Consider the following 18,029-nt stretch of genomic DNA (forward strand, 5'->3'; position numbering starts at 1 on the left):
TGTACCGCTGGGCGGCACGAAGAAACAACAATGTCAGTTACTGACATCAGCGTAACAGTTGACGACAGCGCCTGCCATCGCATGCACGGGCTCCCCCCCCGGGCGGCGGGCCGTCACCGCAGGAGACGGCGGCGTTCGAGTGCCGCGGCGAGGGCGTAGGCGCCACCGCCGGCCACGGTCAGAACCCAGTACAGGCCAGGGCTGGCGAGCAGGAGGGCCGCGGTGGAGGCCAGCGCGAGCCAGGTGCCGAGGCCGTAGTGCAGCAGATTGCGGCGGACTGCTCCTTCCGCGACATAGAGCAGGCCGACGACGAACCCGGAGCCGGTGGGCCAGAGCGTGGACTGCAGATCGGGCACGTCGACAGTGGAAGTCAGGCCGGTTATGGCGAGGAAGAGGGCGGCGAAGGCAGTCACCCAGGCGATGCCGAGCAGCTTGCCGGAGAGAATGTCGTCAGGCTTCGTAGCGGTGCGCTGCGCTCGCATGGCGGCAACTGTGGCCTGGAGGGTGCCGGCCGCGAGCCCGGCCCCGAGGAGCGTCATGGGCAGCCAGCCGGGCAGGTCCAGTAAGGGGGTGGCCCCCTGGGAGACCGCGGCTGAGCCGTGCCCGAATACATAGGCGAGGCCGAAGCTGATGTAGGTGGCCCGGTTGTCCACGTCGCCCGGGAGAGGTGCGAAGGTGGGGCGATCGCTCGTGGTCGGCGTGACGGGGTTGACCGTCGGGACAGGGGTGGCGATCGACATGGCGATTCCTCCGAGGTTGGGGGATGGAGCATCAGACGGCGTGCGAGCCTCACGACGAGCAACCAGTGGGCGTGAGTGCATCGTTCGGGCGGGTTCAGCCCCGGGGCGGGGCGGTGTGGGACAGCGGGGCCACGCAGCGCCGCACGAAGTCGGCGGGCCAGGGGAAGGCGTGGGAAACAGCACGCTGGTGAGCCAGTCCGTGCAGACCCAGCCAGAGGGCGACCGCGTCGGCGTAGGGGGCGGCGCTGGTCGAGCATCCGGCGGTGACGCAGTCGGCGATGACACCGGCGAGGATTCGCGGGCATTCCGCGCCGAGACGGGACACGTCGTCGGCGACGTCGGGGTTCCGGAGTCCGCCGAACATGGCGCGGTAGCGGCCCTGGTGAGCGGCGGCGAAACCGAGATAGGCCTGGCAGGCGGCGTACAAGCCCCGTTCGGCGTCGTCGGCGCCATCCACGGCAGCCTCGAGCCGGCCCGCCAGTTCGGCGAAGGCTTCACGGACGACGGCGATCATGATGGCCTGCGGGTCGGAGAAATGCGGGTAGATCGAGGGAGCCGCGATCCCCGCCGCCCGCGCCACGGCGCGCAGGCTCACTGTCCGTTCGTCGCCGCGGTCGAGCAGGTCGCTCGCGGCAGCCAGGATGTCGGCGCGCAGGTGGACACCCTCGCCTCGGCGGTTGCGCGGGCGGACAGCCCGCCGGGATCGCGCCGAAGGGGCCGGGGCGCCCATGCCGTCAGGCATCCGGGAGGATGACGACCTTGCCGATGACGGTGCGGGATTCGGCGAGTGTGAGTGCCGAGGCGGTGTCGGTCAGTGGGAATCGGGCGGCGATCTGCGGGGCGATGGAGCCGTCGGCCAGCAGTCGCAGCACATGGGTGAGGTCCTCGCTGAGGCGGCCGTGCCAGGCGGCCCGGCGGAGCCGGCGGCCCGCCCAGAAGTTGTAGAAGTGTGCGCTCCTGCCGTTGGGCAGGGTGTTCCAGGCGGCTATCCGGCCGAACAGCTTGAGGACCGGCAGTTGCGAGTTGCCCTCCTCGTCCTTGGTCGCGGCGGTGCCGTACGAGACCAGCGCTCCGCCGCGGCGCAGCAGCCGCCAGGACTGCTCCAGTCCGTCACCTCCTACATGGTCGAAGACGGCGTCGACCCCGTCCGGCGCGTACTGCCGGATCCGGTCGTACAGGTCGGGGCCGCGGTAGTCGACGGGGGTCGCGCCCAGTTCGCGCACGGTCTCGTGGTGACGCTTCGAGGCGGTGCCGATCACCGTGATGCCGGCGTGCCTGGCCAGCTGCACGAGCGTGGAGCCGACCCCGCCATTAGCACCCAGGACGACGATGGTCCCGCCCGTGGGGGTCTTGGCGATCCGGTGCAGCATCTGCCAGGCGGTGATTCCGTTGACGACCAGGGTCGCGGCAGCGGCCGCGTCCACCCCGTCCGGCATCGGAAGCAACTCCGTCACGTCGATGAGGAGGTGGCTGGCCCACGCTCCCGTCTTGGTCACCGCGGCGAAGCGGCGCCCTGTCAGCCCCGCGTCCACACCTGGACCGGTGGCGGTGACCGTGCCCACGAGGTCGTAGCCGGGCACGAAGGGGAACGGCGGCTGGTCGTAGTACTTCCCGCGCCGCATCTGCTGTTCGGCGAACGCGACGCCGGTCGCGTTCATCTCCAGGAGGACCTGCCCTTCGGCGGGGGCCGGAAGATCACGGGTCCGGAGCTCGAGGCCGTCCGGTTCGACGGGGCCGGGCAGGACGATCTCGGTGACACGGGTGGTGGTTGTGCTGGTCATCATGGAACTCCCTGACGCTTGACCTGTTTGCTTACAGCCGTAAAGCTACAAGCGTCAGTCGAGTAGCGCAAGGGGCTGCCGCAATAAACTTCACTGTGTAAGGTGACAGGATGGAACACACCGGAACAGCCGCCTCATCCACACCTGGACCGGCACGCGCGCGCAACCGGCGCGGCGAGGGCGGTCGCCTGCGCGACGACATCATCGCCGCCGCGGTGGAGCTGCTCGACGAGGCCGGCGACGAGCGCGCCATCACCTTGCGGTCGGTCGCGCGCAAGGTGGGCATCGCCGCCCCGTCGATCTACCCGCACTTCTCCGACCAGCCGGCCATCATGCTCGCCGTCGTGCGCCAGGAGTTCACCGGACTGGAGAACAAACTGCGCTCCATACTGGGCGAGACCGACGACGACCCACGGCAGCGCCTGTACGCCGTGTGCAACACCTATCTCGAATTCGCCCGGCTCCACCCCGAGCGCTACCGCACGATGTTCGGCGGGCTCTGGGTGCCGGACCTGGGCGACAGCTCGCTGACCGAGCAGGATCTGGCCACCCTCGGCATGGAGACCATGCAGATCCTGGTCGACACCCTCGGCGACTGCGTCGCCGGCGGTTACTCCACCAGCACGGACCCCTCCGCCGACGCGGTCGCACTCTGGCTGGGCCTGCACGGACTCGCCCACCAGCGCGCCGTGACCCGCGCCTTCCCCTGGCCGGAAGACATCGAGGACCGCATCATCACCACACTCGCCCACTTGGACACCCACACCGCCGACGCATGAGCCCCCGCAGCGAGCCGGGCGGCGCTCTCCACCGGCCGCTCCCAGCCTTCTGCCCGCCGACCCCGAACCCCATCGGTGCGAGGCCGTACGCAGGAGCACTCGGGGGCAGCGGCGCCGGCGAGAGGGCCGGACGCTCCGGCAGGAAACCCGCCGCCGCCGTAGTCGATCCAGTGCATCGGGTCCGCGGCCGTTCCTCGTCATGACTCCGCCGTGGTGCCCGGCACTCCCCGCTCGACGATGGAGCCCATCCCCGTCTCCACAGAAGGCATCGAGATACATTCATCCCGATATGCACCTTTATGCGAGGCGTCTTAGCCTGCTCATGTTGCCGGGTAATAGTCGACAGCCGGTTCGGCCGGCGGAGGGCGAGCTTCCATGGCTGAGCGCCGTGCAGGGTCCGGTTTGCTGGGCGAGTTGTCAGCAGAGTTCGCGGGCACGATGATCCTCATCCTTTTCGGGTGCGGTGTGGTGGCCCAAGTGGCGGCGGGCGGCGCACTGACCGATCCGCCCGGCGGCCTCGGGGACCACGACAGCATCGCCTGGGCCTGGGGCCTGGGTGTCACCTTGGGCGTCTACGTCGCGGCGCGGCTGAGCGGGGCCCATCTCAACCCCGCGGTGACCGTCTCACTCGCCGCGTTCAAGGGGTTCCCGTGGAGCAAGGTGGCTCCGTACGCGCTCGCCCAGACGGCCGGAGCGTTCGTGGCCGCCCTCCTCGTGCGCTGGAACTACAGCGAGGCGCTGGCGAAGGCCGACCCCGGACACACCGTCAAGACACAGACCGTGTTCTCCACGCTCCCGGCCAACGGCAACCCCGCCCTGCCGGTTCATGAATGGGGCGCCTTCCGCGACCAGGTCATCGGCACCGCCATCCTCCTGCTGCTGATCATGGCCATCACCGACATGCTGAACACCCCGCCGGGTGCGAACCTGGCCCCGTTCGTCATCGGCCTCGTCGTCGTCGCGATCGGCATGGCGTGGGGGACCAACGCGGGCTACGCGATCAACCCGGCCCGTGACTTCGGCCCCCGGCTGGCAAGCTTCATCACCGGTTACGGCGGAGCATGGCGGGATCAGTACGGAAATCTCTACTTCTGGGTACCCATCGTCGGCCCCCTGATCGGCGGGCTGCTCGGCGCGGGTCTGTACAAGGGCCTCGTCGGCCGGTTCCTGCCGGCCGCCGAGCCCGAACCACCGGGACGGGTCCCGGCGAGCGAAAACCGATAACACCGGCCGGAGAGGTGGCACATCATGGCGGACTTCATCGGCGCGGTGGATCAAGGAACCACCAGCACCCGATTCATGATCTTCGACCACGGCGGCAACGAAGTCGCCAAGCACCAGCTGGAGCACGCACAGATCCTGCCCCGCTCCGGCTGGGTGGAGCACGACCCGGTGGAGATCTGGGAGCGCACCAACTCGGTGATGCAGAACGCCCTGCGCTACGGCGGCCTGTCCCCCCAGGACCTGGCGGCGATCGGAATCACCAACCAGCGTGAGACCACGGTGGTCTGGGACCCGCGCAACGGGCGGCCCTACTACAACGCGATCGTCTGGCAGGACACCCGGACCGACGCCATCGCGGCGAACCTCGAACGCACGGGCCAGGGCGAGGTGATCCGCCGCAAGGCCGGGCTGCCGCCGGCCACCTACTTCTCCGCCGGCAAGATCCAGTGGATCCTGGAGAACGTCGACGGTGTACGGGAAGCGGCGGAGGCGGGCCACGCCCTCTTCGGCAACACGGACGCCTGGGTCCTGTGGAACCTGACGGGCGGCCCCGACGGCGGCATCCACGCCACCGACGTGACCAACGCGAGCCGCACCATGCTGATGAACCTGGAAACCCTCGACTGGGACGACGAACTCCTGGGCTTCTTCGGCATCCCCCGGGCGATGCTGCCCACGATCAACCCCTCGTCGCACCCGGAAGCCTTCGGCGCCACACGCACCTCCCGGCCGCTGCGCGCCGCCGTGCCCATCGGCGGGGTCCTCGGCGACCAGCAGGCGGCGACGGTCGGACAGGTCTGCTTCTCACCCGGCGAGGCCAAGAACACCTACGGCACGGGCAACTTCCTGTTGCTCAACACCGGCACGGAGCTGGTCCGCTCCCAGCACGGTCTCCTCACCACCGTGGCCTACCAGTTCGGTGACAGCCCCGTGGTCTACGCGCTGGAAGGATCCATCGCGGTGACCGGCTCCGCGGTGCAGTGGCTGCGCGACCAGATGAAGATCATCAAGACCGCGGCCGAGAGCGAGGATCTCGCCCGTACGGTCGAGGACAACGGCGGCATGTACTTCGTCCCCGCGTTCTCGGGCCTCTTCGCCCCCTACTGGCGCTCCGATGCCCGGGGAGCGATCGTCGGCCTGGCCAGGTACAACGACAACGCGCACCTGGCACGAGCCACCCTTGAAGCCATCTGCTACCAGAGCCGCGATGTGGTCGAGGCCATGGAACAGGACTCCGGCGTCCACCTCGATGTGCTCAGGGTCGACGGCGGTGTGACCGCCAACAACCTCTGCATGCAGATCCAGGCAGACGTCCTCGGCGTCCCCGTCAGCCGTCCCGCCGTCGCGGAGACCACCGCGCTGGGCGCCGCCTACGCGGCCGGACTGGCAACGGGCTTCTGGCGGGACACCGACGAGCTGCGCACCCACTGGCACGAGTCCGAGCGGTGGGAACCCCAGTGGTCCGACGAACAGCGCGCGGACGGTTACGCGGGCTGGAAGAGGGCCGTGGAACGCACTCTGGACTGGGTGAAGGTTCCCTGAGCGTCGGGCCGCTGCCGAGAGATGGCGCGGAGGGCCCGGTCGTCCCTGACGGTCACTCGTCCGGGCCCTCGATGAGTTGCTCCGTCCAGATGGTCTTGCCTGAGGCGGTGTACCGGCTGCCCCAGCGGTGGGTGAGCTGGGCGACGAGGAACAGCCCCCGGCCGCCCTCGTCGGTGAGGCGGGCCCGGCGCAGATGGGGCTGCGTCTGGCTGGTGTCGGACACCTCGCAGATCAGCCGTCGGTCCTTGATGAGCCGGAGCAGCACCGGGCCACCGGCGTAGCGCATGGCGTTGGTGACGAGTTCACTGACGATCAGTTCCGTGGTGAACACGAGCTCGTCGAGCCCCCACCGGGTCAACTGGGCGGCCGTCTCGGCCCGGGCATCCGCGACCCGCTCCATCTCCGCGGGGTACTCCCACGCGGCCACCGCCCCTCCGGCCGATATCCGCACGCGCGCCACCAGCAGTGCCGCGTCGTCGTCCGGCGGCTCGCCGAGGACGGGGGCGAGGAGTGCCTGCCCCAGATCCTGCACCCGCAGCGGGTGCCGCCCACCGGGCGCCGGCCCGGTCCCGAGCCGCTGGGCCACGGCATCACGCGTACCGCCCTGGGCGAGTGAGCCGGCCAGGAACGCGAGGACGTCTCCGGGTGCGATGTCCAGTTCGACGGGTTCGAACGGTGCACCGCCGAGCCCCAGGGCAGCCCCCGCGGGGAGCTTCACCGTCCCGGCGGCGCCGCCGTCCGCGGGTGCCAGCAGCGGGGCCGGGTGCCCGGCGCTCGCCATCGAGCAGCGGCCACCGACGGGGTCGTACACCGCGTACAGGCAGGTGGCGCCGCGCACGGAGCCGTCCTTCGCCTCCGGCAGCTGCTGGTCGGCGAGCCGTACGACCAGATCGTCGAGGTGGGTCAGCAATTCGTCGGGGGCCGGGTCGAGGTCGGCGAGGGTACGTACGGCGGTCTGGAGGCGCCCCATGGCAGCGGCGGCGTTCAGCCCATGACCGACGACTGTGCCGACCACGAACGCCACCTGGGTGGAGGACAGGGTGATGACGTCGAACCAGCTCCCGCCGGTACCGGCCGCCGTGCGACCCGGTACGTAGAAGCCCGCGGTGTCCGCCGCGGTCACCGCCAGCACCGGCTGCGGGAGAAGGCTGCGCTGCAGCGCCTCGGCCATGCGGCGCTCCCGGGTGTAGCGGCGGGCGTTGTCGATCGCCAGGCCCGCCCGGGAACCGATGTCCTCGGCCAGCACGGCGGCCTCGTCGTCGAACGGCGCCCGTTCCCCCGTGCGCCAGAGCGCGACCGCGCCGAGCACCCGGCCCCTGGCGCGCAGGGGCACGACCATGAACGACGTGGCGCCCGGAGCCAGCAGCAGCCGCTCGCGGCTCTCGTCGTCGCCGATCCGCGCCCTGAGCTCGGAGACGTCTCGGGCGAAACGCGCGGAGCCGGCGCGGAGCAGTTCGCTCTCCGTCTCCTGGACCCGGACAACCGAGTCGAGGGGATACAGCGCAGCGGGCCAGCGGCCGTCCCGGGCGGCCGCCGCCACCCGCAGCAGCGAGGCGCCGGCCAGCAGATCGCCCGGCTCCTTGCCCACCAGGACCGTCTCCGTCACGTCCACCGCGGCGAGATCCGCGAACTCGGGGACGAGCAGGTCGGTCAGCACCTCCGCGTTGCGCCGAACGCCCAGGGACTGGCCGAGGCTGGAGGCCGCCGCGGCCACCAGAGCCGACCGCCGACGTGAGCGCTCCTGCTCCGTCACGTCGGTGAACGTGACCGCGACACCGTGCAATGTCCCGTCCCTGCCCCGCAGCGGCAGCGCTGAGACGGACACGCTCCGCTCACGGTGGGGACTCTCGGCGAGCCGGGCACTGCTCACGAAGTCGACGAGTGCTTCGCCGGTCTCGGTGACCCGGCGCAGGCGCCCTTCGATACGGGCACCGTCCTCGGGTACGAGCAGACTCCTCAGGTTCTGCCCCAGAGGGCCCCCATCCGCCCGCGGAAGCACCGGGCCGGGCTCGCCGGGAACGGGGTTCGCCCTGGTCATACGGAGGTCGGCGTCATGAATGGCGATGCCCATCCCACTCTGGGTGAACATGGCCCGCAGCAGTGCTTCGTCCTCGTCCCGACGATCGGCGACGGCCACCGGCATGATCCGCACGAGGAACGCCGGCCGTGGTGAGGCTTCCAACGGCAGCAAATCCAGACGTACGGCCAGCGGCTCCCCGGACCTGCGCCGGAGCCCGGCCCGCACGGAGGTGCAGGATGCCTCCGCCGCGCGCTCGCGCAGCTCTTCCCAGACGCCCGGCTCGGCGAAGAGGCCGTCGGCACCGGCATCGCGCAGCTCGTCGGCACGTACCCCGGCCAGTTCCGCGGCATCGGCGGTGCACCCCCGGATCGTCCCGTCCTGGTCGACCACGAGCAAGGCGGCGTCCTCCGGGCGCCCGGAGCCCGGGCCTGGAGTCTGCTCGCTTCCGCTCACTCGTCGATCACTCCCGGGCTGCGGTCACACCGGCTGTGTCCCCTGCGTATCGGCATCTCTCCCGGGGCCGTGCGCACGCAGCCCCTGCCGGCTCTCCCCGGTCATTGTTCCGCAGCCCCTGCGTGTCCGCCTTTCGGCCGGGCCCACCCGTGAAGACGCGCACAGCCGCCCGCCGGCCACGCGCGCGCCGGAGGGTCAGCGCGTCACAAGCTGCCCGGCCCTTACGGCGTCACCGGCGCAGGACCGGCGAGTTTCTTGAGCAATTCGGCGGCGAGCGGACCGGATGAGGCGGGGTTCTGGCCGGTGACGACGTTGCGGTCGACCTGGACGTGCGGCGCCCACGGCTCGCCCACCTCGACCTTCAGACCCGCTTCGGTGAGCCGGTCCTGCAGCAGCCACCTCGCTGTGTCGGCGTTTCCGGCCAGCCGCTCCTCGGTGTTGCTGAAGGCGGTGATCCGGTAGCCGGCGTAGGCGTTCGTCCCGTCCTCCTTGACCGCGGCCAGCAGCGCGGCCGGACCGTGGCACACCACGCCGACCGGGAGTCCGGTCTCCACCGCCTGGGTGAGGATGCGGCCGGAGTCGGCGTCTACCGCCAGGTCCTCCATCGGGCCCTGCCCGCCGGGAACGTACACCGCGCCGAAGTCCCCCACCCGCACCTCGGAGAGCGCCGACGGGCTACCGAATTCCGCAGCGCCTTCCACCACGGCCCGGACCGCGGCGGCGTTCTCGTCACCGCCGTTGGCCCCGGCGCTGAGACTGGCCGGGTCCACCGGCGGCACCACGCCGCCCGGAGTGGCCACGGTGATCTCGTGGCCCGCGGCCTTGAACGCCTCGTACGGGATGACCGCCTCGTCGGCCCAGAAACCGGTGCGCTTCTTGCCGCCGTCGGCCAGCGTCCGCTGGTCAGCACCGGTCATCACAAAAAGAATCTTCGCCATGTGCTCTCCTGGAGGGGTTTCGCGCCGCGTGGTCACCTCCCGCGACGGAGGCGGTCGCCGAGCAGCACCGTGGCGACTCCCAAGACGTTAGACCCGTACGCCGTGGGAGTACCAACAGTGTTGCCGATCCGGGCCATCGGAACTCCGGATGGGAACGATCGGCACCGTGCACCGCATGGCCCGGGCGCACGAGACCGTGACGCCCGCCGGGGCCGCGGAAGCTAGGAGTGGCGGCCTTCGCGAGGACGCGGGCGAGTTCACGGGGGCGGGTGACCATCGGCCAGTGGCCGGAGTCGAGGTCCACATACTCGAGGTGGGTGACGCGGGCGAGCTCAGGACTCTCACCAACGGCGATCCACTCCTCGGCCTGGGCGGGCGTGAATTCGGGGCAGACAACCACGGCGGGTACGTCGAAGCGGCGCTCGTCGGTCAGGCCAGGGGTCGATGCTGCGGAGTGCCCTACCACCAAGGGCGTTCCGGGCGCCGCGTCCACTGCGGCGACCACTGCTTGCGACTGGTCGTCCAGCGTCGCGGAGGCGGTGCCGTCGCCCTGACCCGGGAGGGTGAGCGGCACGGGATGGTGGCCGAGCGCGGTGAGTTCGGGCACGACCTTGTCCCAGGTGGATCCGTCGAGCCACAAGCCGCCGATGAGCAGAATGTCCATGGTGGTTCTCCCGCAGCGGAGTCGCATCTGGTTGCCGTCACGCTATCGGGAGGCTCTGACACCGGGCTCCGGCCGGAATCCGGTCCTCGAACACGGCGACTCGACCCAACCCGGCCCGACGGACCTACGGGTCACAGCGCCAGAGGCCACTCAGAGGGACGCCGCCACTCAATGCAGTTCAGGCCGCGCGCTACCGTGCCCCGCGGCCGGTGGCCGGCGGGGTCCGCGGCCGCAGCCGTTCGCCCTGCGGCCCGAACAGGATCAGATACTCGACCGGCTCGTTGGGGCCTGCGTTCGCCACCCCGTGCAGGGTGCGGGTGTCGAACTCGGCGACGTCCCCGGCGGCCAGGACAAGATCCTGGTCGCCGAGCGCGAGCCACAGTCGCCCGTACAGAACGCACAGCCACTCGTAGCCCTCGTGGGAGACCTGCCGGGGCCGCGCGGGCAATTCCTCGACGGCGGGCAGCACATGCTTGTGGGCGTGCAGGCCGCCGACGTACCGGGTGAGCGGCAGCACCGCCTTGTCGTCCCCGAAGTTGAGCGGCGCCGGGCTGCGGCGCGCGACTGCGGGAGCTGTACCGGCCAGCTCGTCGAGGGAGACGCCGTACTCCTCCGCCAGCTGCAGCACGACCTCCAGGGTGGGCTTGCGCCGACCGGTCTCGATCCGCGACAGCGTGCTCGACGAGATGCCGGTCGCCCGGCTGATACCGGCGAGCGTGGCGCCGTGCTGCTCGCGCGCGGCTCGCAGTCTGGGCCCCATCGCCGCCGGAGTGCCGTCCAGGTCGTCGTCGCCTGCCACCGTTCCCGCTCCTCCCAGCCTTGCCGCTCAACCGCCCTGGGCTGCGATCTTGCCAGAATGGCAATGCGTATCGCGCCGGGGGTCAGCCACGCCGCATGATCGAAAGGTAACCGCGTCCGACCCGCGAACCGAGGAGAAGGCCATGCAGCCCGAACCGACCACCGAGCTCCGCCACCGCATCGTCGAGACCCCGGCCGGGCGCCTGCACCTGGTGGAGCAGGGCACCGGCCCGCTGGTCCTGCTCGTTCACGGCTTCCCCGAGTCCTGGTACTCCTGGCGCCGGCAGCTCCCGGCCCTTGCCGCCGCCGGCTACCGGGCGGTGGCGATCGATGTGCGCGGCTACGGCCGCTCCTCCAAGCCCGCCGCGACCGACGCCTACCGGATGCTCGACCTGGTGCAGGACAACGTGGCCGCGGTGCGCGCCCTCGGTGAGGAGAGCGCGGTGGTCATCGGCCACGACTGGGGAGCCGGCATCGCTGCCTCCTCCGCCCTGCTCCACCCCGAAGTCTTCCGCGCCGTCGGCCTGCTGAGCGTCCCCTACGCGCCGCCGGGTGGTCCCCGCCCCACCGACATCTTCGGCCGGATCGGCGGCCCTGAACAGGAGTTCTACGTCTCCTACTTCCAGGAGCCCGGCCGCGCCGAGGCGGAGATCGAGCCAGACGTCCGTGGCTGGCTCGCCGGCTTCTACGCGGCGCTGTCCGCCGACACCATGCCCGCCCAGGGCGACCCCGACCCGCACTTCGTCACCCACGGCGGCCGGCTGCGCGACCGCTTCCCCGCGGGCAGGCTTCCCGCCTGGCTGAGCGAGGACGACCTGGACGTCTACGCCGCGGAGTTCGAGCGCACCGGCCTGACCGGCGCCCTCAACCGCTACCGCAACATGGACCGCGACTGGGAAGACCTCGCCCCTCACCGCGGAGCCCCGATCAAGCAGCCGTCCCTGTTCATCGGCGGCACCCTCGACGCCTCCACCACCTGGATGGCCGACGCCATCGACGCCTACCCCACCACTCTCCCCGCTCTGTTCGCCTCCCACCTGCTGGAAGGCTGCGGCCACTGGATCCAGCAGGAACGCCCCGCCGAGGTCAACCGCATGCTGACCGACTGGCTCACCACCCTCCAGGGCTGAACCGGCCACGCCGGGCACCCGGACGGTCTGCCTGAGATGTCATGGCAGATCTCTTCTCGTCGATGCACGCCGAACCGGTTGCGCCCGTACGCGTACGCCGTTCACCTTCAGCTCCCGGTCGGGGACATGGCCTGTGCGACGGTGAGGGAGTATCGGACGGCGTCGGCGAATCGGTCGGGCTGGTAGGGGCAGGCGTCAACCATCTCCGCGCGCCGGCGCCGTACGCGCGCTGACGTCGTTGGTAGACCGGGCGGGCTCGGCCTTCCACCGAGCCCCCCGCGACGGCCCCGTATCGGAGCCGGACATGTGTCACGTCGTCAGCGCTGCAGTGTCAGCAGACCAGGACGGTAGGGCAGGAGGCCGTAGTCGCCGCCGGAGTCGGGGCTGCGCCCCTGGTAGAGCAACTGCAGATTGCAGGGATCGACGGTCATGGTCTGGTCGGGGCTTGAGCGGATCAGTTCGCCGTGGCTGATGTCGTTGGTCCAGGCGGCGCCGCTGTTGGCCTTGCCGGCGAAGGGGTTGTTCTCGGTCGCGGCCTGGGGTGTCCACGCGCCGTTCAGACTGGTTGCCGTGAACGAGCGGAAGTAGCGGCCCTGCGAGCCGATCGCCTCGACGATCATGAGGTAGCGGTTCTGGCCCTGCATCTTGTAGACCTGCGGGGCTTCGAACAGGTTGTTCGTCGTATCGCTCATGATCACTGTCGAGGTCGCGCCGAAGCTGCCCGGAAAGTTCCCGATCGGCATACTGGCCCGGTAGATCTTGCCGTTGTCGCCCGCGAAGAACAGGTACATGCTCGTTTCGTCACCGATGAGCGTCTGGTCGATGGGTCCTGTTCCGGAGTCGGGGATGCTTCCGGAGAAGAGGACCTGCGGGGATGACCAGCCGTTCGGGTTGGTGGGATCGCTCGACGTCCGGTAGGAGAAGGCGGACCCGCCCCACTGGTAGGCGAGCACCCAGATACCCTTCGGCGCGAAGTAGAAGAGCGTAGGCGCGACAGTGGAAGCTGACATCGCGTTCTGGCCGGCCGAGGCCATCTCCGACCAATCGGACAACAGGCCGAAGTTCATCGAACCCCAACTCGTCCCCGTGTCGTGGGTCGTCGCATAGACGAGCTGTTTGCCCTCGTAGGGGACGACGGTGAAGTCCTTCAACGAGACCCACCCCGGCTTGGGCTGCGCCAACGGGCCCGATGATGTCCAGCGGTATGTCCCCGGAAGATCGCACGGGCCGGGGTCGCCGCCGCCGACCTTGACGAGCTGCCACTGCTGGTTGGTGCCGTTCCAGTCGTCGTACTGGACGGTGTTCGCGTTGTCTGCGGTGGAGGCGCCTTGCACCTCGAGGGCCTTGCCGCTGTGGCGCGACATGAACCTAACGTAGCCATCCGAGCTGTCGGCCAGTCGCCATTGCTGGTTGGCGGCGTTCAGGTCGCCCCACTGGACGATCGATCCGCCGTTCGCGGTGGACCAGTTGTAGACGTCCAGCACCTTGCCCGAGTGGCGGGACTTGATGCGGTAGTAGCCGCCCCCGGAATCGACGAACTGCCACTGCTGCTGGCTCTGATCGTTCCTGGTCCACTGAGTGATGCGGGCACCGTCGGCGGTCGCCAAGTTGTAGACGTCCAGGGCCTTGCCGCTGTTGCGATTGACCAGCACGTACGAGGCGTTGGGGTCCACGGTCGCCGCCTCGGCGGGCTGGGCGCCGAGGAAGGTGGCCACGAGCAACAAGGGTGCAAGGACCGCGAGCAGGCGTCTGGGCCGGGCCGGGGACGAGTGGCGATACCACATGAGCTGCGCCTCCTAGGGGCTGGGTTGAGGTGACCCTGATGAACAGCGGAGCGGAAGTGCCGTGGGTCCGGGGCGGTTTCGAAAGTTTCGAGGATTCCCGGATGCTTTGACGCCACAAGCTAGGGATGCGCGGTTCTCCGGTCAAGGCTTGCCACTGATCTGCCCACAAACAGCACCTCCCCTTGGGGCCTGACACGCGATCACGCCGACCAGCCCTCTCCCGAGTGCGCGAATAGAATTCGCCAGCCCAAGGCGCATGCGCGGAGAAGGAAGGACGAGCAAGAAGCGTCCACGCACTCGCCCCGACCGGGGCCCGACGACGTCCGCCGACGGCGGCGCCGGGGCTGCATTCCGAATAACCAGGGTGTCGGAAAGTTTCGGATAGCCAATCGAAACTTCTTCTGCTGGGAGTATTGACGGCCCCTCACCGATGCCTCAATCATCCCTGTCTGAGGAACTGGCCGCGGTCCGAGATACCGAACGTCGGCCTCGGCATTCTGCGCTGCACGGCAGATCCGCGCACCGCATCAGTCCTTCCGTGATTTCCACCTTGGAGGCACAGCCATGGGCTCCTACGCCCTTCCCAGACCCGTTGTCCGCCGGAAAACTCGCAGCCTGCTGTTGGCGCTGGTCGTCGGCGTCCTCGGTACGTCCGCCGCGCTGGTCGCGTCACCAGGAGCGCACGCCGCCGAGAGCACGCTGGGCGCCGCGGCGGCGCAGAGCGGCCGGTACTTCGGCACCGCCATCGCCTCGGGCAAGTTGGGCGACGCGGCGTACACGTCGATCGCCAACCGTGAGTTCAACATGGTGACGGCCGAGAACGAGATGAAGATCGACGCCACCGAACCGCAGCGGGGCCAGTTCAACTTCAGCTCCGCCGACCGCGTCTACAACTGGGCGGTGCAAAACGGCAAGGAGGTGCGTGGCCACACCCTGGCCTGGCACTCCCAGCAGCCCAGCTGGATGCAGAGCCTCAGTGGCAACGATCTGCGCCAGGCGATGATCGGCCACATCAACGGCGTGATGGCCCACTACAAGGGCAAGATCGTCCAGTGGGACGTCGTGAACGAGGCCTTCGCCGACGGAAGTTCGGGCGCCCGGCGCGACTCCAACCTGCAGCGCAGCGGCAACGACTGGATCGAGCTCGCCTTCCGCACCGCGCGCGCCGCCGACCCGTCCGCCAAACTCTGCTACAACGACTACAACGTCGAGGACTGGACCTGGGCCAAGACCCAGGCCATGTACTCCATGGTCCGGGACTTCAAGCAGCGCGGCGTACCGATCGACTGCGTCGGCTTCCAGTCGCACTTCAACAGCGGCAGCCCCTACAACAGCAACTTCCGCACCACGCTGCAGAACTTCGCCGCCCTCGGCGTCGACGTGGCCGTCACCGAGCTGGACATCCAGGGCGCCTCGCCCACGACCTACGCCAATGTGACCAACGACTGCCTGGCCGTCGAGCGCTGCCTCGGCGTCACCGTATGGGGTGTGCGCGACAGCGACTCCTGGCGAGCGGAGCACACACCGCTGCTGTTCAACAACGACGGCAGCAAGAAAGCCGCCTACTCCGCCGTCCTCAACGCACTCAATGCCGGCGACACAACTGAGCCCCCGGCGGGTTCCGGACAGATCAAGGGCGTCGGTTCGAGCCGCTGTCTGGATGTGCCCAACGCCGGCACCAACGACGGCACCCAGCTCCAGCTGTGGGACTGCGGCAGCAGCACCAACCAGCAGTGGGTGGCCACCGACTCGGGTGAGCTCCGGGTCTACGGCGACAAATGCCTGGACGCCGCCGGCACGAGCAACGGCAGCAAGGTCCAGATCTACAGCTGCTGGGGCGGCGACAACCAGAAGTGGCGCGTCAACTCAGACGGATCCATCGTCGGCGTCCAGTCCGGCCTCTGCCTCGACGCCGTCGGGACTGGCACCGCCAACGGCACCCAGATCCAGCTTTACTCCTGCTCGAACGGCAGCAACCAGCGCTGGGCCCTGACCTGACGGGACCTGCCACAGACGAAGGGGCGAACCGATGACGGCCTGCGGTGCGGTTTCTCCCTCCCTCCAGGAAGACATCGTTGACGGTCCCGGGTCGCCGCAGTTGATCCGGGGTCCGCCGAGGCGGCGACGGTAGGTAGGACGCTCGGCCTACACCCCTGAGCTGGACCGATGCGGTGTCCGTGGCGCCGGAGATCTGCTGGTCGTCCAGGTCTCCGCTGATCGTCAGGATCGAGGTCCGTGCGTCGAGAGGTGCGCTGGGCGGGTCACCGCGTCGAGGTTTTCGGTGGTCTGCTTCGTGCTGCCGCGCCCGACGGGTTCGTGGAGCAGGGAGACGTGCTGCGGCAGGTGCACTGCCTCGCCATCGTGTGGATCTTCACCCAGTCCGCGGCGAGCGGTCTTCATCACGCGCCTGCCGGCCGGGTTGCTGGTCAGCTTCTGGATGAGGCTGCGAACGGTGATGTCCCGGAGGGTCTGGAGGACGAACACGGCAGTCCGTCCTTGCGGCCGAGGTGTTGCCGGGGTCGCGATGAAGGGCCGCAGCCTCTGGCCGTACTCGCGCGGGGCCCGGGGAATGTTGTCGGGTTGCGCTGCAGGGTGGTTCCGAGGAGGTCGGCGCCGGCCAGGGAACTGGGGACCTTGAAGGCGTCGCCGACGCAAGCGACTCTTTGATGAATTCGCAGTTCAGGAGGGGTCGAGGGCCAAGTCCGGCACTCGACCCGCTCCACGGAGGAAAACAGGTCGAGTGACCTACCCGAACCACAAAACAGCAGGTCAGACGCCCTTGTCCGCAGGCTCCAGAATCGCCACGCACTCAACGTGCGACGTCATCGGGAACAGGTCGAACGCCCGCAGCGTCCGCACCTTGTACCCCCCGTCCCGGAAGTACGCGATGTCCCGCGCCAGCGCCGCCGGGTCGCACGCCACGTACGCGATCTTGCGCGCGCCCAGCGACGCCAGGTGCTTGACCGTGGCCTTGCCCGCGCCCGCGCGCGGCGGGTCCAGGACGATCAGGTCGCATTCCGTGATGCCCGTGCGCGGCAGCACCTGGTCGACCTTGCCGTGTTCGATGCGGACCCGGTCCAGGTCCTTCAGGTTGTGCCGGGCGTCCTCGACGGCGCGCTTGCCGGACTCGATGCCCAGCACCGCGCCCTTCTCGCCGATGCGCTGGCCGATGGCGCCGGCGAACAGGCCGACGCCGCAGTAGAGGTCCAGCGCCATGTCGTTCTTGCGCGGCAGCAGGCCCTGCATGACCGCGCGGACCAGCGTGTCGGCCGCCTGCGGGTGCACCTGCCAGAAGCCGCCCGAGCCGACGCGGTACGTACGGTCGTCGGCGCGCTCGCGGACGAAGGCGCGGCCGTGGACGCGGTGGACGCCGCCGTCCTTCTCGTCGACGCGGAGCACGGAGACGGGCTTGTCGAGCTCGACGAGCGGGAGGCGGCCGCCCTCGCGGGGGGTCAGGATGACCTGGCGGTCGTGGGAGCCCGTGGCGGAGATGGCCTCCACCGTGGCCATCTGTGGCCAGTCCTGCTTCTCGATGCCGAGCTCGGAGACGCCAGGAGCGGCGATCAGGCAGTGGTCGATCGGCTGGACCTCGTGCGAGCGGTGCTTGCGCAGTCCGACCAGGCCGTCCGCGTCGACGGCGTACTGCACGCGGGTGCGCCACGCGGGGACCTCGCCCGGCGGGAGCTTGTCGCCCTCGGCCGGCATGACCGTGCCGTCCCAGCCGGCCTCCTCGGGCGTGAGGCCCGCGAGGCGCTGGAGCTGCTCGGCGATCACTTCGCCCTTGAGGCGGCGCTGGGCGCCGGGCTTGGCGTGCTGCCAGTCGCAGCCGCCGCACTTGCCGGGCCCGGCGTACGGACAGGGGGCCTCGACCCGGTCCTTGGAGGCCTCGATGACCGTGACCGCGTCGGCGCGCAGGAAACGGGAGTCGCTCCCGCCCTCGGTGACCCGGGCGACGACCTTCTCGCCGGGGAGGGTGTGGCGCACGAAGAGCACCTGGCCCTCGGACGTACGGGCGATGCAGTGGCCGCCGTGGGCGACGGGGCCGACCTCGACCTCGTACTCCCGACCGATCAGATCCTCCCCTGCCTGTGACTCCCCGGCCTGTGACTCCCCGGCCTGCGACGACGTCGATTCGTTCTGCATGAGGGGGTGGCTCCAGAGGTCAGGAAAAAGGAA

15 protein-coding genes are annotated in these 18,029 nt (G+C 69.8%); 5 read left to right on the forward strand and 10 right to left on the reverse strand.

Annotation, left to right across the window (positions count from 1 at the left end; all coding sequences use genetic code 11):
* Window positions 1-113: 113 nt before the first annotated feature.
* From ACIQM3_RS34705 to ACIQM3_RS34715, 3 genes are all read right to left on the reverse strand, one after another.
* Window positions 114-740 (reverse strand): ABC transporter permease, encoded by a 627-nt coding sequence (locus ACIQM3_RS34705; protein ID WP_401631616.1) that lies wholly within the window; start codon window positions 738-740, stop codon window positions 114-116.
* A gap of 94 nt (window positions 741-834) precedes the next feature.
* Window positions 835-1,482 (reverse strand): TetR-like C-terminal domain-containing protein, encoded by a 648-nt coding sequence (locus tag ACIQM3_RS34710; protein ID WP_401631618.1) that lies wholly within the window; start codon window positions 1,480-1,482, stop codon window positions 835-837.
* Window positions 1,475-2,521, reverse strand: a complete 1,047-nt coding sequence (locus ACIQM3_RS34715) for a medium chain dehydrogenase/reductase family protein (RefSeq protein ID WP_401631621.1) — start codon at window positions 2,519-2,521, stop codon at window positions 1,475-1,477. The genes ACIQM3_RS34710 and ACIQM3_RS34715 overlap by 8 nt, the downstream gene beginning before the upstream one ends.
* Before the next feature lie 110 nt (window positions 2,522-2,631).
* Here ACIQM3_RS34715 and ACIQM3_RS34720 point away from each other — a divergent pair, with 110 nt between their 5' ends.
* The 3 genes from ACIQM3_RS34720 (at window position 2,632) to glpK (ending at window position 6,066) form a co-directional block, all read left to right on the forward strand.
* Window positions 2,632-3,300 (forward strand): TetR/AcrR family transcriptional regulator, encoded by a 669-nt coding sequence (locus ACIQM3_RS34720; RefSeq protein WP_401631623.1) that lies wholly within the window; start codon window positions 2,632-2,634, stop codon window positions 3,298-3,300.
* Window positions 3,301-3,675: 375 nt separating this feature from the next.
* Complete coding sequence (locus ACIQM3_RS34725; RefSeq protein ID WP_401631625.1) at window positions 3,676-4,524, forward strand: MIP/aquaporin family protein; 849 nt, start codon at window positions 3,676-3,678, stop codon at window positions 4,522-4,524.
* Window positions 4,525-4,548: 24 nt separating this feature from the next.
* Window positions 4,549-6,066: a glycerol kinase GlpK gene (glpK, locus tag ACIQM3_RS34730; RefSeq protein ID WP_401631627.1), complete on the forward strand. Its 1,518-nt coding sequence runs from the start codon at window positions 4,549-4,551 to the stop codon at window positions 6,064-6,066.
* Between the two features lie 52 nt (window positions 6,067-6,118).
* Here the strand turns inward: glpK and ACIQM3_RS34735 are convergent, their stop codons facing one another.
* The 4 genes from ACIQM3_RS34735 to ACIQM3_RS34750 all read right to left on the reverse strand — a co-directional run bounded on the left by ACIQM3_RS34735 (window position 6,119) and on the right by ACIQM3_RS34750 (window position 10,901).
* Entirely contained in the window at window positions 6,119-8,476 is a 2,358-nt protein-coding gene (locus ACIQM3_RS34735; protein ID WP_401631895.1) for a SpoIIE family protein phosphatase, read from the reverse strand.
* A gap of 284 nt (window positions 8,477-8,760) precedes the next feature.
* Window positions 8,761-9,477 carry a type 1 glutamine amidotransferase domain-containing protein gene (locus ACIQM3_RS34740; protein WP_401631630.1) on the reverse strand — a complete coding sequence of 239 codons (717 nt, stop codon included), beginning with the start codon at window positions 9,475-9,477 and terminating at the stop codon, window positions 8,761-8,763.
* Complete coding sequence (locus tag ACIQM3_RS34745; RefSeq protein WP_401631632.1) at window positions 9,443-10,141, reverse strand: alpha/beta fold hydrolase; 699 nt, start codon at window positions 10,139-10,141, stop codon at window positions 9,443-9,445. Before ACIQM3_RS34745 ends, ACIQM3_RS34740 begins: the two co-directional genes overlap by 35 nt.
* A gap of 190 nt (window positions 10,142-10,331) precedes the next feature.
* A complete protein-coding gene (locus ACIQM3_RS34750; protein ID WP_401631897.1) occupies window positions 10,332-10,901 on the reverse strand; it encodes a helix-turn-helix domain-containing protein in 570 nt (189 codons plus the stop codon).
* Between the two features lie 181 nt (window positions 10,902-11,082).
* Here ACIQM3_RS34750 and ACIQM3_RS34755 point away from each other — a divergent pair, with 181 nt between their 5' ends.
* Complete coding sequence (locus tag ACIQM3_RS34755; RefSeq protein WP_401631635.1) at window positions 11,083-12,069, forward strand: alpha/beta fold hydrolase; 987 nt, start codon at window positions 11,083-11,085, stop codon at window positions 12,067-12,069.
* Between the two features lie 317 nt (window positions 12,070-12,386).
* Here the strand turns inward: ACIQM3_RS34755 and ACIQM3_RS34760 are convergent, their stop codons facing one another.
* A complete protein-coding gene (locus ACIQM3_RS34760) occupies window positions 12,387-13,853 on the reverse strand; it encodes a non-reducing end alpha-L-arabinofuranosidase family hydrolase (protein WP_401631637.1) in 1,467 nt (488 codons plus the stop codon).
* A 564-nt stretch (window positions 13,854-14,417) separates the two neighbouring features.
* Here ACIQM3_RS34760 and ACIQM3_RS34765 point away from each other — a divergent pair.
* Window positions 14,418-15,851 carry an endo-1,4-beta-xylanase gene (locus tag ACIQM3_RS34765; RefSeq protein ID WP_401631640.1) on the forward strand — a complete coding sequence of 478 codons (1,434 nt, stop codon included), beginning with the start codon at window positions 14,418-14,420 and terminating at the stop codon, window positions 15,849-15,851.
* 222 nt (window positions 15,852-16,073) lie between these two features.
* Here the strand turns inward: ACIQM3_RS34765 and ACIQM3_RS34770 are convergent, their stop codons facing one another.
* Together ACIQM3_RS34770 and ACIQM3_RS34775 are read right to left on the reverse strand one after the other, a co-directional pair.
* Window positions 16,074-16,337: a hypothetical protein gene (locus tag ACIQM3_RS34770; RefSeq protein ID WP_401631643.1), complete on the reverse strand. Its 264-nt coding sequence runs from the start codon at window positions 16,335-16,337 to the stop codon at window positions 16,074-16,076.
* Window positions 16,338-16,622: 285 nt separating this feature from the next.
* Entirely contained in the window at window positions 16,623-17,996 is a 1,374-nt protein-coding gene (locus tag ACIQM3_RS34775; RefSeq protein ID WP_401631645.1) for a class I SAM-dependent RNA methyltransferase, read from the reverse strand.
* Window positions 17,997-18,029: the final 33 nt, after the last annotated feature.

Origin of the sequence: Streptomyces sp. NPDC091271, assembly GCF_044757505.1 — a bacterium.
Classification (GTDB): Bacteria; Actinomycetota; Actinomycetes; order Streptomycetales; family Streptomycetaceae; genus Streptomyces.

Coding starts and splice junctions, on each gene's coding strand:
- ACIQM3_RS34705 (WP_401631616.1), bottom strand. CDS start 740: ATGTCGATCGCCACCCCTGTCCCGACGGTCAACCCCGTCACGCCGACC.
- ACIQM3_RS34710 (WP_401631618.1), bottom strand. CDS start 1,482: ATGCCTGACGGCATGGGCGCCCCGGCCCCTTCGGCGCGATCCCGGCGG.
- ACIQM3_RS34715 (WP_401631621.1), bottom strand. CDS start 2,521: ATGACCAGCACAACCACCACCCGTGTCACCGAGATCGTCCTGCCCGGC.
- ACIQM3_RS34720 (WP_401631623.1), top strand. CDS start 2,632: ATGGAACACACCGGAACAGCCGCCTCATCCACACCTGGACCGGCACGC.
- ACIQM3_RS34725 (WP_401631625.1), top strand. CDS start 3,676: ATGGCTGAGCGCCGTGCAGGGTCCGGTTTGCTGGGCGAGTTGTCAGCA.
- glpK (WP_401631627.1), top strand. CDS start 4,549: ATGGCGGACTTCATCGGCGCGGTGGATCAAGGAACCACCAGCACCCGA.
- ACIQM3_RS34740 (WP_401631630.1), bottom strand. CDS start 9,477: ATGGCGAAGATTCTTTTTGTGATGACCGGTGCTGACCAGCGGACGCTG.
- ACIQM3_RS34745 (WP_401631632.1), bottom strand. CDS start 10,141: ATGGACATTCTGCTCATCGGCGGCTTGTGGCTCGACGGATCCACCTGG.
- ACIQM3_RS34750 (WP_401631897.1), bottom strand. CDS start 10,901: ATGGGGCCCAGACTGCGAGCCGCGCGCGAGCAGCACGGCGCCACGCTC.
- ACIQM3_RS34755 (WP_401631635.1), top strand. CDS start 11,083: ATGCAGCCCGAACCGACCACCGAGCTCCGCCACCGCATCGTCGAGACC.
- ACIQM3_RS34760 (WP_401631637.1), bottom strand. CDS start 13,853: ATGTGGTATCGCCACTCGTCCCCGGCCCGGCCCAGACGCCTGCTCGCG.
- ACIQM3_RS34765 (WP_401631640.1), top strand. CDS start 14,418: ATGGGCTCCTACGCCCTTCCCAGACCCGTTGTCCGCCGGAAAACTCGC.
- ACIQM3_RS34775 (WP_401631645.1), bottom strand. CDS start 17,996: ATGCAGAACGAATCGACGTCGTCGCAGGCCGGGGAGTCACAGGCCGGG.